Raw genomic sequence first — 13,545 nt, 5'->3', positions numbered from 1 at the left:
TCCAGACATTTGCAGAGGAACACACCATGAAATTCGCCCAAACCCTCCTGGCCGGCGCACTGCTGGCCGTACTCGGCAACGCCCAGGCGGCTGTGACCGCGGACGAGGCCAAGCAGCTCGGCACGCGCCTGACCCGCGTCGGCGCCGAGACTGGCGCCAATGCCGATGGCACCATTCCGGCCTACACCGGTGGACTGACCACGGCACCGGCCAGCTTCAAGGCCGGCACTTCGATCCGTACCGATCCATTCGCCGCTGAAAAGCCGCGCCTGACCATCACCGCCAAGAACATGGCGCAGTACGAAGGCCAGCTGACCGTCGGTGCGCGCGCGTTGCTGAAGAAGTACCCGAACTACCGCATCGACGTGTACCCGACCCACCGCACCGTGGCGCTGCCCGATCGCGTGCTCGACAACACCGCCGCGAACGCCACCCGCGCCAGCACCAAGGACGGTGGACTGGGCATCTCCGGCGCCATCGGCGGCTATCCGTTCCCGATTCCCAAGAGCGGCTACGAGGCGATGTGGAACCACCTGCTGCGCTACGTCGGCGTGGCCAGCAACTTCAAGTACGACAACTGGAACGTCGACGCTTCCGGCACGCCGGCGCTGGCCACCAGCGGCAGGCTGTTCGTCGAGTATCCCTACTACGACCCGGCGGCGGCGAAGCCGGCGGAAGAGACCGATGTCTACTTCCGCACCAAGATCTTCTACAACGCACCGGCGCGCCGCGCTGGCGAAGCGCTGATGGCGGTCGACGTGGTCAATCCGTTCAAGCGTCCGCGCCGCGCCTGGCTGTACCTGCCCGGCCAGCGCCGCGTGAAGCTCGCACCGGACATCTCCTATGACACCCCCAACCCCGGCACCGCCGGCTCGGCGACCTACGACGATGCCTGGATCTTCAACGGTTCGATGGACCGCTACGATTTCAAGCTGGTCGGCAAGAAGGAAATGCTGGTTCCGTACAACAACTACCGGCTGACTTACCACAAGAAGGCTGCCGAGGTGACCACGCCGCAGTTCGTCAATCCCGACCTGGTGCGTTGGGAACTGCATCGCGTGTGGGTAGTGGAAGCAACGCTGAAGCAGGGCAAGCGCCACATCTACGCCAAGCGCACCTTCTACCTCGATGAGGACAGCTGGACCGCGCTGGCCGCCGACCAGTACGACGCCAATGGCCGTTTGTACCGCGCTTCGTTCGCGCACATGTCGCCCAGTTACGACACCAAGACGCCCAACGCCGAAACCCAGGTGTTCTACGACCTGACCTCGGGCGTCTACAACATCAGCTTCCTGATGGGTCCGTACGACGGCATCCGCTACACCAACCCGCTCCCGGTCAACCAGTGGTCGCCCGACGCACTGGCCGGTGCCGGCGTCCGCTGAGTCATGACGGACACGATCTCCGGCGGCGGCCTGCTGCCGCCGGAGGTCTGCTCTTCCAAGCCCCGTCGCTGAACGAAATCACTTCATGAATCACCTTCGCCTCAGGCACGCCGCCATGGCCGGACTGGCGACGCTGCTCGTCGCATCCGTTGCTTCATCGGCCCCCGGCCGCACCACATTCACGGATGTGCTCGATCAACCCGCCACGACCAGCGCGCTGGCCACGCAACGCGTGCTGCAAGCCAGCGCCGTGGCCGGCAAGCGCCTGGTCGCCGCAGGTGCACGCGGCCACATCGTCTACTCCGACAACCTGGGCGCGTCCTGGCACCAGGCCAAGGTCCCGGTCAGCGCCGACCTGACCGCCCTGCACTTCGTCGATGCAAAGCAGGGCTGGGCCGTCGGCCACGAAGGCGTGGTACTGCACACCGCCGACGGCGGCGCTTCCTGGACCGTCCAGCTCGATGGCCGTCGCGCCAATGCGCTGATGCTCGAGCACGTGCGGCAACTGCCCGCGACCACCGACGTGACCCTGCTCGAGGCACTCAAGGCCGAGTCCGAGCGTGCAGCGACGGAAGGCCCGAGCCGTCCGTTCCTGGATGTCTGGTTCGCCAACGCCAACGAAGGCTTCGTCGTCGGCGCCTACAACCTGATCTTCCATACCACCGACGGTGGCAAGACCTGGGAGCCCTGGGTCGACCACACGCAGAACGACCGCTTCTACCACCTGTACGGCATCCGCGGCAGCAGCGACGGCCTGTACATCGTCGGTGAACTGGGACTGGCGCTGCGCTTCGATCCGGCGACGTCCCGCTTCAACGCGTTGCAGACCCCGTACGAAGGCAGCTATTTCGGCCTGCTCACCCGGCCCGGGCTCGTCCTCGCCTACGGCCTGAAGGGCACCGCCTATCGCTCACTCGACGGCGGCCAGAGCTGGGAAACGGTGGAAACCGGCACGACCGCGTCGATCACCGCCGGCCAGGTCATGCCCGACGGACGCCTGCTGCTGTGCTCAATGGCCGGTGACGTGCTGGTGAGTGGGGACGACGGCGCGCACTTCCGCCGTCTCGAACTGAAGGGTGCCATGCCCTGCACCGGCCTGGCCGTATCCGGCGATGCCGTCGTCCTGACCGGACTTCGTGGCGTGCGCGTCGTGCGCCCTGAACTGTAAACCGATTTGTCCGTGAGGATATGCGTTTGAACAAGCTAGACACGCTGCCCGACGACATGCCGGTCGTCCACTCGATCGAGGGCTTCGACCATCGCTCGGGACAATTCTTCGAGCGCGCCATCTTCAACCATCGGCTCCTGATCGTCGTCGCCTGCGCACTGCTGACGGTGCTGCTGGGTTTCCAGGCAACGAAGCTGGCGATCAACGCCGGCTTCGAGAAGATGATTCCGCACGGCCACGCCTACATCAAGAATTACCTGGAGAGCCGCGGCAGCCTGCGCGGCCTGGGCAACTCGGTACGCGTGGTGGTCGAGAACACCCACGGTGACATCTTCGATCCCGGCTACCTGGAAGTCCTCAAGCAGGTCAACGACGAAGTGTTCCTGATGCAGGACGTCGACCGGGCCTGGATGAAGTCGATCTGGACCCCGGCCGTGCGCTGGAGCGAGGTCAATGAGGAAGGATTCGTCGGCGGGCCGGTGATGCCCGACAACTACGACGGCACGCCCGCATCGGTGGATGCGCTCAAGCTCAACATCCGCCGCGCCAACATCGTCGGCAACCTGGTCGCCAACGACTTCCGTTCGACCATGGTGTTCGTGCCCCTGCTCGAGCGAAACTCGGAGACCGGCGAGCGCCTGGACTACCACGCGTTCTCGCAGCAGCTCGAGCAGCGTGTGCGCGCCAAGTACGAGGCCGCCGGGCACGGAAAGGTCAAGATCCACGTGATTGGCTTTGCCAAGCTGGCCGGCGACCTGATCGAAGGCCTGGTGAAGGTCGCCAGCTTCTTCCTCGGCGCCGCCCTGATCGCCGCGCTGATCATCTTCCTGTACACCCGCTGCGTGCGCAGCACCGTGCTGGTGGTCTCCTGCTCGGTGGTCGCGGTGATCTGGCAGCTGGGCCTGGTGCGCCTGCTCGGCTTCGAGCTGGACCCGTTCTCCGTGCTCGTGCCCTTCCTGATCTTCGCCATCGGCGTCAGCCATGGTGCGCAGAAGATGAACGGCATCATGCAGGACGTGGGCCGCGGCACCCATCGCCTGATCGCCGCACGCTACACCTTTCGCCGCCTGTTCCTGGCCGGTCTGACCGCGCTGCTTGCCGACGTGGTCGGTTTTGCGGTGCTCATGACCATCGACATTCCGGTGATCAAGGAACTGGCACTGACCGCCAGCATCGGCGTCGGCGTGCTGGTGTTCACCAACCTGATCCTGCTGCCGGTGCTGCTGTCCTATGTCGGCGTCAGCCCGGCAGCGGCCAAGCGCAGCCTGCGCGAAGAGGACGAGGAAGCACGCGGTCGTGGCTTCGGAGCCTTCTGGAACGTCCTCGACCGGTTCACAGAGCGGCGCTGGGCCATCGGTGCGATCACCTGTGCGGTGCTGCTCGCCGCCGGCGGCCTGTGGATCAGCCGCGGCCTGCAGGTCGGTGACCTCGACCCGGGCGCGCCCGAGCTGCGCAAGGACTCGCGATACAACCAGGACAACGCCTTCATCACCGCCAACTACGCGCTGTCGAGCGACCTGTTCGCGGTGATCGTCAAGACGCCCAAGGACGCCTGCCTCAACTACAAGACGCTGATCCAGGCCGACCGCCTGGGCTGGGCGCTGCAGCAGGACCCCGCGGTGCAGACCACCGTGTCGCTGGCCGATGCGGTGCGCAACATCACCGCCGGTTCGTTTGAAGGCAACCCGAAGTGGCTGACCCTCAATCGCAACCAGGACGTGATCAACTACTCCGGCCAGCAGGCCACGGTGCTCAATCCGGACCTGTTCAACACCGAGTGCACGGTCCTGCCGGTGATCGCCTACCTGGCCGACCACAAGGCCGACTCGCTCAAGCGCGTGGCCGCCATCGCCGAGGACTTCGCCGCGCGCCACAACGATCGCGACGTGACCTTCAAGCTGGCCGCCGGTTCGGCGGGCATCGAGGCCGCGACCAACGAAGTGGTCAGCAGCGCCAGCCGCTCGATGCTGCTGTACGTCTATGGCGCGGTCGCACTGCTGTGCTTCGTGGCCTTCCGCAGCTGGCGCGCGGTGGTCGTTGCGGTCCTGCCTCTGATCCTGACGTCGATCCTGTGCGAAGCGCTGATGGTTGGACTGGGCATCGGCGTCAAGGTCGCCACGCTTCCGGTGATTGCGCTCGGTGCCGGCATCGGCGTCGACTACGCGCTGTACCTGCTGAGCGTGCAGCTGGGCCAGCAGCGGGCCGGCGTGCCGCTCGCCGCTGCCTACCGGCATGCGGTGATGTTCACCGGCAAGGTCGTCGCCCTGGTGGGCATCACCCTGGCCGCAGGCGTCATCACCTGGGCGTTCTCCCCGATCAAGTTCCAGGCCGACATGGGCATCCTGCTGACCTTCATGTTCCTGTGGAACATGATCGGCGCACTGGTCCTCATTCCCGCGCTCTCGCACTTCCTGCTGCGCAAAGTGGAGGCATGACATGTTGGGATTGATGCAGGACCACAAACTGCTGGTGTCGTCCCTGATCGAGCACGCGGTGGCCTGCCACCCGGATGCCGAAGTGGTCTCTCGCACGGTCGAAGGCCCGGTGCACCGCTGCACCTACCGCGACATCCATCGGCGCGCACGACAGGCGGCCAGCGCATTGACCGCCCTGGGCGTGCAACGAGGCGACCGTGTCGGCACACTGGCGTGGAACGGCTACCGCCACATGGAGTTGTACTTCGGCGTGTCCGGCATGGGGGCGGTGCTGCATACCGCCAACCCGCGCCTGTTCCCCGAGCAGCTCGAATACATCATCAACCACGCCGAAGACACGGTCCTGTTCTTCGATCTGAGCTTTGTTCCACTGGTGGAGAAGCTGCTGCCGAAGCTGGCGAGCGTTCGCCACTTCGTGGTGATGACCGACCGCGCGCACATGCCCGAATGCGCCATTCCCGGCCTGCGATGCTACGAGGAACTGCTCGCGGCCGAGACCGGCGACTACGACTGGCCGGACCTGGATGAGGGTGCCGCCGCTTCGCTTTGCTACACCTCGGGCACGACCGGCATGCCCAAGGGCGTGCTGTACTCGCACCGCTCCACCGTGCTGCACGCCTACGGCGCCTGCACCGTCGACAGCCTGGCCGTTTCGCGGGACGAAACAGCATTGCTGGTCGTGCCGATGTTCCATGTCAACGCCTGGAGCATGCCCTACGCCGGCGCCATGAGCGGCGCCAAGCTGGTCCTGCCCGGCCCCGCCCTCGACGGTGCAAGCGTTTACCAGTTGCTTCGCGACGAGCGGGTAACACTCGCACTGGGCGTTCCCACGGTCTGGATGATGCTGCTGCAGCATGCCGCGGCCGAAGGCCTGAAGCCGTCCGCGGAGCTGGCCCTTCGCCGTGTCGTGATCGGCGGTGCCGCGGCGCCGCGGGCGATGGCCGAGGCCTTCGAACGCGACTTCGGCGCGTTCGTGGTCCATGCCTGGGGCATGACAGAGACCTCGCCGGTCGGCACGGTCTGCAATCTCTTGCCAAAGCACGCTTCGCTGCCGCTGGAAGAGCGCCTGCAAGTGCAGGCCAAGCAGGGTCGCCCGGTGTTTGGCGTCAGCCTCAAGCTGACCGACGAGGAGGGCCGTCGCCTTCCGCATGACGGCAAGGCAGCCGGTCATCTGAAGATTCGCGGCCCGTGGGTCGCTGGCGCCTACTACCGCGACGAAGGCGGATCGATCCTGGACGACGAAGGCTACTTCGACACCGGTGACGTTGCGACCATCGACGCCGATGGCTACATGCAGATCACCGACCGCGCCAAGGACGTGATCAAATCCGGCGGCGAGTGGATCTCTTCCATTGCGCTGGAGAACGCCGCGATGGGGCATCTCACCATCGCCGAGGCGGCTGTGATCGGCATCGCCCACCCGAAGTGGCAGGAGCGCCCGTTGATGCTGGTCGTCGTCAAACCTGGGCAGACGATGGAGCGCGAGACCGTGCTGCGCTACCTCGAGGACCGGGTCGCCAAATGGTGGCTCCCCGACGACGTGCTGTTCGTACCGCAGCTGCCGCATACCGCGACCGGAAAACTGCACAAGGCGGCGCTGCGCGAGCAGTTCCGCGACTACCGCTTTCCGGAAGAAGCCTGATCATCGCGTGACACGTAGCCCGGGTAAGTGAAGCGCACCCGGGGTGGCACGCGCCAGACCCGGGTGCGCTTCGCTTACCCGGGCTACTCGTTACATGGCGTCGAGCCGGGCTATCAGCTCCAATGCCTGCGGCCACTTGCCGAAGCCCGCGGCGGGATTCAGGTGGCCCACCTGGCCGAGGTCCACCAGCTCGCTGCCCCAGTCGCGGGCAAGCGACTGTGCACGCGAGTAGGCGCACAGCGGATCGTTCCGGCTGGCCGCGAGCAGGCTCGGGAAGCCTAGCCGATCTCGCGGAATCGGCAGCCAGGCGTGCTCGCGCAGGGTGTCCAGCGTCGGATAGCCGACCGGGAACGGGATCTCCACGTCAGCAGGCGTGGCCAGCAACGCGCCCTTGATCGGGCGATGCGACTTCGACGACAGCGCCCAGTGCGCCACCATCATCACCCCGGCACTGTGGGCGACGAGGATCACCGGGCCATCGATCGCAGCCAGCGCACGATCCAATGCTTCCACGCGCGCAGCGCAACTGAGCTTGTCCTGCTCCAGCGGCGGCACCGTACTCACTTTCGGCAATCCGGCAGCGAGCAGCGTCTGCCAGTGTTCGGGCACGTGCTCGCGCAGGCCTGGAACGATAAGCACGGGGCATTGGATGGTCATCGCAGAGTCCTCGGGCCGCGCTCACGCCCGGCGAATGGTGGTAGCCCTGTTGCTTTCGGTCACGATCCCGCGCCGCTGTTCCCGGCTAGCACCTGCACGGACTTGCTCATGGCCATCAGCAGGATCGCGGCATCGCGCGCACCGGAAAGGGACAGGCGCCCGTTGAACACGAAGTTCGGCACTCCCTCGACGGCAGAGGTGGCCGGAACGCTGCCAGCGTCGGCCTGCGCCACGTCGACGACCTGCGATGGCACGCCGACTTCCGCTGCCAGCATCCGCAACGTCGCCGCATCGCCGATATCCTCGCCACGCTGGAAGTACGCGGCGAACAATCGATCGAGCAATGCCTCGTACAGCGCCAGCTCGCCCAGCGTGGCGACGCGCCTCAGCAGATGGTGTGCCCGGGCGGTGTTGGGCATGCGTTCGATGGCCGACAGGTCGAGGTCGAGACCCACGCTACTGGCCGCCTGTGCAACCTGCTTCTGCCGTTGCCGGACCGCCTCGGCCGAGCCCAGGCGCCGTTCGTAGAATCCGGCAAACGGCAGCCCCGGCTCCGGAACGTCGGGCAGCAATTGCACCGGATGCCACACCGTTTCCACAACGGTCGCGGGGAACAACCCGATGAACTTGCCCCGCGCCATCGTGAACTGGTGCTTGCCGATGAAGCACCAGGGGCAGATCAGGTCGAAGTGGATGTCGATCGTCAGCTTGTCGCCGGTGCTCACGTCTGCGCCTGCATCCCGGCAGCGTAGCTGCGCGCGTGGATTCCCACGTGCTCGACGTCGGTCAGGTAGTGGCGCTTGGCGAAATAGAACACGGCGGCAGCGGCCACGCTGATCAGCGGCACCAGCTGGAATGCCTTGGCCAGGCCCAGTGCATCGGCGAGCAGACCTGTCACCAGCGGCCCCGCGGCCAGGCCCAGCAGATTGTTGGCCAGCGTCAGCGTCGCGAATGCGGTGCCATGGATCGGCAGCGGCGTGAGATTGGCGACCATTGCTCCGGCCGGTCCGCTGGTGCCGGCCGCCAGCATCATGCCCAGGGCGATCATGACCAGTTGCGGCGTACCGTGCGGCAGCGCGAATGCCAGCGACAACAGCACGCAGCTGCCGAGGCTGTAGGCAATGGCCAGGTTGAACTTGTGTTCCGGCGCGTTGCGGCACATGCGATCGCTGAGCATGCCGCAGGCGATCATGCCGATGCCGCTGACCAGCACGATGATGGCCGATACGCCGCCGGCTACGTCGGTCGCCATCGCGTAGTAGCGATTGAGGTAGCTGGGAATCCAGACAATGACCGTGCCGCCGACGAACAACTGCAGGCCACTGCCGATGTAGGCCCCCACCACCGAACGACTGTTGACCAGGCTGCGCAGCGGCACCCGTGCAGCCGCCGGCGCCTCAACGCGAGGCTGGTCCGTCCGTGCAGGCGGCGCGATGCGCTTTTCCCTGACGATGATCGGATACAGCAACGCCAGCGCCAGCCCGAACAGGGCCATCACCGCGAATGCCCATCGCCAGCCGAGATGTGCGGCCACGGCCCCACCCAGCGCCATGCCCAGCACCGAGCCGAACATGCCACCGGCCATGAAGGCACCGGTCAGCGTCGCGCGCATGTCTTTCGGAAACACCGACAGCACGACTGCAATGCCGACGCTGCCGTAAGCCGCCTCGCCCACGCCGACGAAGAAACGCGCGACCAGCATCTGCGGGTAGTGCTGCGCCAGGCCGCAGGCAAGCGTGGCCAGGCTCCAGATGGCCGCCATCAGCGCCAGGCTCTTCACCCGTCCGAACCGGTCGGCGAGCAGCGACAGCGGGAACGTCAGCAAGCCCACCATCAGCGCGACGATGCCGCTCAACAACCCGAGGCGGGCATCGGTGAGCGCCCACTCCTGCTTGAGCAGCGGGAACACGGCATTGAGCACCTGCCGCGACATGTAGTCTGACAGCAGCAGGCCGAAGCTCAGGCCGAACACGACCCAGGCATACCGCCGCGGAATCCGCGCGCCGGGATCGTCGTTGCCGCTGTTCGGTATGGAGTGGTAAGCCATGGGTTGAACCTGCAGTTCAGTAGGCGGAAGTCATGCGGGCTGCCTCATGCCGGCTGAGGCACGCCCTTCCAGACGGGTCGGCGGTTGGGCGCAAAGCCATTCTCCGCAAGCGTCTCGTCGGCATCCTTGTAGAACGTGCCGATGCGGTAGATCTCGCGCGCCTCGGCGGGAGTGGCGATGTCGCGGCCGAACTCGCGGGAGATCCGCACCAGCTGCTCGATCTGCTCGACGCTGCTCATCTTGCGGTCGCGGCGCTGGGTCCAGAGGTTGTCCTCGTTGCCGCAGCGCACGTGCAGGCCCATCGCGATCGCCATCATGTTCAGAGGCAGCACGTTGAGCATCGACGACTCCAGCGTCAGCACCGAGCCATCCGGGCAACCGCGGACGAAGTTGGCCAGGTTGTAGATGTTCGGCGCATCGAAGCCGCCACCGATGGCCACCCAGGTCAGGATCAGCGGCACGTTGCAGGTGCCCTTGCGCATCATGCGCTCGACCGTCTCCAGCTGGGTGATGTTGGCAAGCTGGAAATGGGTCTGGATGCCATTGGCCGACAGTCGGCGGATGTGCTCCTCGACCCATTCCGGACCGGCGGGGATGGTCATCTCGCGGTAGGCGCGGTAACCCTCCGGCGTGCCCAGGCTGGTGCCGGCCAGGTCGGCCTCGCACATCTGCTCGACCACGTTCATCTGGTTGGTGTTGATCGCGATCGTCACCTGGTCCGGCGCCGGCTTCAGCTCGGCCAGCATGTGCCGGGTGTCGTCGGACAGCCACTTGGCGACGTTGCCCTCTCCTTCCGGCGCGAACGAAATCGAACCGCCGACCTGCAGGATCATGTCGGGCACGCGCGAGCGGATGCCGGCCAGCAGCTCATTGAACATCGACAGCCGCTTGGAACCCTTGCCGTCCAGCTCACGCACGTGCAGGTGCAGCACGGTGGCGCCGGCGTTGTAGCAATCGACCGCCTTCTGGATGTGCTCCTCCATCGTCACCGGGATGTCCTCCGGGAAGTCCGACGGCAGCCACTCCGGGCCATACGGCGCGGCGGTGATCACCAGCTTGGGCTGGTTCTCGGGGAACAACGATCCATCGAGGAAGTTCATGGGTATCTCCGTGAAAGGCGCGGCGGTGATGCAATCGGATCGGCGGTGCCGGATGGAATCAGGTGCAGGTCAACGGGGCACGTCGCCGATGATTCCGGCGCGCTCCATCTTTCGATGGCACGGCGGGTAATCCATCACTGCGTAATGCTGGGTGCTGCGGTTGTCCCAGATGGCGATGCTGTTGGGCGCCCAGCGCCAGCGGACCTGGTACTCGGGGACATGGGCCTGGCTGATGAGGTACTGCAGCAGCTGCTGCCCGCCTGCCGTGTAGTCCTGTCCATAACGCACGTTGTCGGGCGTGTGGAAATTGGTGAAGTGCGTGGTGTAGGCGTTGACGTAGAGGATCTTCTCGCCGGTGTCCGGATGCGTGCGCACCACCGGGTGCTCGGCATCGGGGAACTGCGCCTTCAGTGCCAGGCGCTTCTCGATCGGCATGGCCGCGCCGAAGGTCGCTTCGATGCTGTGCCGGGCGCGCAGGCCATCGATCTGCTGCTTGATGTGGCCGGGCAACTTCTCGTAGGCGAGCACCATGTTCGCCCACATCGTGTCGCCGCCGGTCGGCGGGCATTCCACGCAGCGCAGCACGCAGCCAAACGGCGGCGCCACGCGCCAGGTGGCATCGCTGTGCCAGGCATTCTCGTAACGCTCGTTGGGCAGCTCGGGCGATTTGTAGATGCGCACCAGTCCCGGGTTCTCCGGGTCGCTGCCCGAGACCGGGTGGTCCTCCAACTCGCCGAAGCGTCGGGCGAAGGCCACGTGCTCGGCACGGGTGATGTCCTGGTCGCGCAGGAACAGCACCTTGTGCTGGACCAGCAAGCGGCGCAGCTCCTGGAACAGGCCATCGTCGTGGACGGCATCGGCCAGGTCGACGCCGACGAGTTCGGCTCCGATGGCGCAGGTCAGCAGTTCGGCGCGCATGAGTTCTGTCTCAGATCACGAAGATGGACGAGCCGGTGGTCCTGCGCGACTCCAGGTCGCGATGCGCCTGCACCGCGTCCTGCAGCGCATAGCGCTGGTTGATGCCGATGCGGATGCGACCGGCTGCGACGTGGTCGAACAGTTCGGCGGCCAGTTCGGCCTTCTCGGCAGGATCGGCGATGTAATCGGCAAGCGCCGGGCGGGTCATGTAGAGCGAACCCTTCATCGCCAGGAGCTGCGGATTGAACGGCGGGATCTGGCCCGAGGCGGTGCCAACGCACACCATCAGGCCGCGGCGCTTGAGCGAATCGAGCGAGGATTCGAACGTGGCCTTGCCGACGCTGTCGAACACCACCGACACGCCGACGCCGCCGGTCAGCTCGCGCACGCGCTTGGCGACGTCCTCGTGGCTGTAGTTGATGACGTGGTCGCAACCGTGGGCACGCGCGATCTCGGCCTTGGCTTCCGTCGACACCGTCCCGATCACGGTCAGGCCGAGCAGTCGCGCCCATTGCGCGACGATCAGGCCGACACCGCCGGCGGCGGCATGCAGCAGGATCGAATCGCCGGCCTGGAACGGATGAATGCGGCGCATCAGGTAGGCCGCGGTCAGGCCGCGCATGGTCATGGCGGCGGCGGTCTCGCAGGCGATGGCCTCGGGCAGCTTGATCAGCGGCGCAGCGGGCACCAGGCGCTCGGTGCTGTAGGCCCCGAGCGTGTTGATGAAGCCGGTATAGGTGACACGGTCGCCAACGCCGACGTGGTCGACATCGGGGCCTACCCCTTCCACCACACCCGCCGCCTCGACACCGATACCGGCGGGCAGCGGGATCACATACGTGCCATTGCGGAAATAGGTGTCGGCGTAGTTCAGACCGACCGCGACGTGGCGCAGCCGGACCTGGCCCGGACCCGGTTCACCGACGGCTACGGACTCGTAGCGCAGGACTTCGGGGCCGCCGGCCTCATGGAATCGAACAGCGTGGGCCATGGCAGTTTTCTGCAACCTCTCAACTATGAATCGGGGCACCCCTCATGGGGGCTTACGGCTTCGACTATAGGCAGGCAGAGGGGCGCAATTCTTTCCAAACGGCGACACGGATTTCTCATATCATGACAAGGCGTCCGAGCCCTGGAACCGGTCCATGAGCAGCCTCATCCGTGCCGCAACGCTGAAGAACTACTTCGAAGTGGCGCAGCAACTCGGCCTGAATCCGCAGCCACTCCTGCGCGCCGCCGGACTGAGCCGGACCATGCTGTCCGATCCCGAGCGCCGCATCCCCGCGGCCGCTGCGGTCAAGCTGCTGGAGGACTCCGCCCGCCAGACCGGCTGCGACACGTTCGGCCTGCGCATGGCCGAGTCGCGACAGCTGTCGGACTTCGGCGTGGTCAGCCTGTTGCTGATCCATCAGCCGACGCTGCGCGATGCCCTGATGACGACCATGAAGTACCGCCATCTGCTCAACGAGCTGCTGGCCATCCATGTCGAGGAACGAGGCCGCACGGTGGTGATCCGCGAGGAGTTCGTGCCCGGCCCGGGCCCGACCTCGCGCCAGGCAATCGAACTGGCGCTCGGTGCGCTGTACCGCCTGTGCGGATTCCTGCTCGGCCCGCACTGGAAGCCGCACAGCGTCAACTTCACCCACGGCGGACCGGAGAACCTGCTGGTGCATCGCCGCGTGTTCCGCTGCGCCACCGAGTTCGACCGCGACTTCAACGGCATCGTCTGCGATGCGGCGGACCTGACCTACCGCAACCCGTCAGCCGATCCGGCCATGGCGGTGTACGTCAAACGCCTGGTGGAAGCACTGCCAACTCCCGACAAGCATTCCATCACCACAGATGTCCGCAAGGACCTCTACATCCTGATGCCGATGGGCCAGGCGACCATCGAGCAGGTCGCGCACGGTCGCGGCATGAACGTGCGCACGCTCCAGCGCCGGCTCGAAGAAGCCAACGAAACCTTCTCCGACATCCTCAACTCGGTCCGCACCGATCTGGCGGTTCGCTACATGGAAAACCGGCAATACTCGTTGCAGGTGGTCGGACGGCTGCTGGGATTCTCGGCGCCCAGTTCGTTCACGCGCTGGTTCACCGCCGAGTTCGGCATGGCGCCAAGGGCGTGGCGCAAGGACCTGCGCTCGCGCAGCGAAGTGCCGAAAAGCCGCTCCTGATCCGGCGTCGGCAACGTCC

11 protein-coding genes are annotated in these 13,545 nt (G+C 66.0%); 5 read left to right on the top strand and 6 right to left on the bottom strand.

What is annotated here, in order from left to right:
- The first annotated feature begins 26 nt into the window (after window positions 1-26).
- The 4 genes from MNR01_RS01320 to MNR01_RS01305 all read left to right on the top strand — a co-directional run bounded on the left by MNR01_RS01320 (window position 27) and on the right by MNR01_RS01305 (window position 6,630).
- The gene (locus tag MNR01_RS01320; protein WP_241919199.1) at window positions 27-1,385 is read left to right on the top strand and encodes a DUF1329 domain-containing protein; all 1,359 of its coding nucleotides are present in this window, start codon (window positions 27-29) and stop codon (window positions 1,383-1,385) included.
- An 85-nt stretch (window positions 1,386-1,470) separates the two neighbouring features.
- Window positions 1,471-2,553, top strand: coding sequence for a YCF48-related protein (locus MNR01_RS01315; RefSeq protein ID WP_241919198.1), 1,083 nt, complete (start codon window positions 1,471-1,473; stop codon window positions 2,551-2,553).
- Window positions 2,554-2,579: 26 nt separating this feature from the next.
- Window positions 2,580-4,988: an MMPL family transporter gene (locus MNR01_RS01310; protein WP_241919197.1), complete on the top strand. Its 2,409-nt coding sequence runs from the start codon at window positions 2,580-2,582 to the stop codon at window positions 4,986-4,988.
- A gap of 1 nt (window position 4,989) precedes the next feature.
- Window positions 4,990-6,630: a 3-(methylthio)propionyl-CoA ligase gene (locus MNR01_RS01305; protein ID WP_241919196.1), complete on the top strand. Its 1,641-nt coding sequence runs from the start codon at window positions 4,990-4,992 to the stop codon at window positions 6,628-6,630.
- A 90-nt stretch (window positions 6,631-6,720) separates the two neighbouring features.
- Here the strand turns inward: MNR01_RS01305 and MNR01_RS01300 are convergent, their stop codons facing one another.
- The 6 genes from MNR01_RS01300 to MNR01_RS01275 form a co-directional block, all read right to left on the bottom strand.
- The gene (locus tag MNR01_RS01300; protein WP_241919195.1) at window positions 6,721-7,287 is read right to left on the bottom strand and encodes an alpha/beta hydrolase; all 567 of its coding nucleotides are present in this window, start codon (window positions 7,285-7,287) and stop codon (window positions 6,721-6,723) included.
- A 59-nt stretch (window positions 7,288-7,346) separates the two neighbouring features.
- Window positions 7,347-8,012 (bottom strand): DsbA family oxidoreductase, encoded by a 666-nt coding sequence (locus MNR01_RS01295; protein WP_241919194.1) that lies wholly within the window; start codon window positions 8,010-8,012, stop codon window positions 7,347-7,349.
- Window positions 8,009-9,334: an MFS transporter gene (locus tag MNR01_RS01290; RefSeq protein ID WP_241919193.1), complete on the bottom strand. Its 1,326-nt coding sequence runs from the start codon at window positions 9,332-9,334 to the stop codon at window positions 8,009-8,011. The genes MNR01_RS01295 and MNR01_RS01290 overlap by 4 nt, the downstream gene beginning before the upstream one ends.
- A gap of 44 nt (window positions 9,335-9,378) precedes the next feature.
- Window positions 9,379-10,434, bottom strand: coding sequence for a 3-keto-5-aminohexanoate cleavage protein (locus MNR01_RS01285; protein WP_241919192.1), 1,056 nt, complete (start codon window positions 10,432-10,434; stop codon window positions 9,379-9,381).
- A gap of 69 nt (window positions 10,435-10,503) precedes the next feature.
- Window positions 10,504-11,352, bottom strand: a complete 849-nt coding sequence (locus tag MNR01_RS01280) for a TauD/TfdA family dioxygenase (protein ID WP_241919191.1) — start codon at window positions 11,350-11,352, stop codon at window positions 10,504-10,506.
- Window positions 11,353-11,362: 10 nt separating this feature from the next.
- Window positions 11,363-12,343 carry a quinone oxidoreductase gene (locus tag MNR01_RS01275; protein WP_241919190.1) on the bottom strand — a complete coding sequence of 327 codons (981 nt, stop codon included), beginning with the start codon at window positions 12,341-12,343 and terminating at the stop codon, window positions 11,363-11,365.
- Between the two features lie 154 nt (window positions 12,344-12,497).
- On the opposite strand from MNR01_RS01275, the gene MNR01_RS01270 reads away from it, so the two are divergent.
- Window positions 12,498-13,526, top strand: a complete 1,029-nt coding sequence (locus tag MNR01_RS01270) for an AraC family transcriptional regulator (protein WP_241919189.1) — start codon at window positions 12,498-12,500, stop codon at window positions 13,524-13,526.
- Window positions 13,527-13,545 lie beyond the last annotated feature (19 nt).

The sequence above is a fragment of the Lysobacter sp. S4-A87 genome, assembly GCF_022637455.1.
Taxonomy (GTDB): Bacteria; Pseudomonadota; Gammaproteobacteria; order Xanthomonadales; family Xanthomonadaceae; genus Lysobacter_J.
This window is presented reverse-complemented; position numbering and strand designations above follow the sequence as displayed.

Bases quoted from the DNA above. Each gene is read 5' to 3' on its own strand.
- MNR01_RS01320 (WP_241919199.1), top strand. From the start codon at position 27: ATGAAATTCGCCCAAACCCTCCTGGCCGGCGCACTGCTGGCCGTACTC.
- MNR01_RS01315 (WP_241919198.1), top strand. From the start codon at position 1,471: ATGAATCACCTTCGCCTCAGGCACGCCGCCATGGCCGGACTGGCGACG.
- MNR01_RS01305 (WP_241919196.1), top strand. From the start codon at position 4,990: ATGTTGGGATTGATGCAGGACCACAAACTGCTGGTGTCGTCCCTGATC.
- MNR01_RS01300 (WP_241919195.1), bottom strand. From the start codon at position 7,287: ATGACCATCCAATGCCCCGTGCTTATCGTTCCAGGCCTGCGCGAGCAC.
- MNR01_RS01290 (WP_241919193.1), bottom strand. From the start codon at position 9,334: ATGGCTTACCACTCCATACCGAACAGCGGCAACGACGATCCCGGCGCG.
- MNR01_RS01285 (WP_241919192.1), bottom strand. From the start codon at position 10,434: ATGAACTTCCTCGATGGATCGTTGTTCCCCGAGAACCAGCCCAAGCTG.
- MNR01_RS01280 (WP_241919191.1), bottom strand. From the start codon at position 11,352: ATGCGCGCCGAACTGCTGACCTGCGCCATCGGAGCCGAACTCGTCGGC.
- MNR01_RS01275 (WP_241919190.1), bottom strand. From the start codon at position 12,343: ATGGCCCACGCTGTTCGATTCCATGAGGCCGGCGGCCCCGAAGTCCTG.
- MNR01_RS01270 (WP_241919189.1), top strand. From the start codon at position 12,498: ATGAGCAGCCTCATCCGTGCCGCAACGCTGAAGAACTACTTCGAAGTG.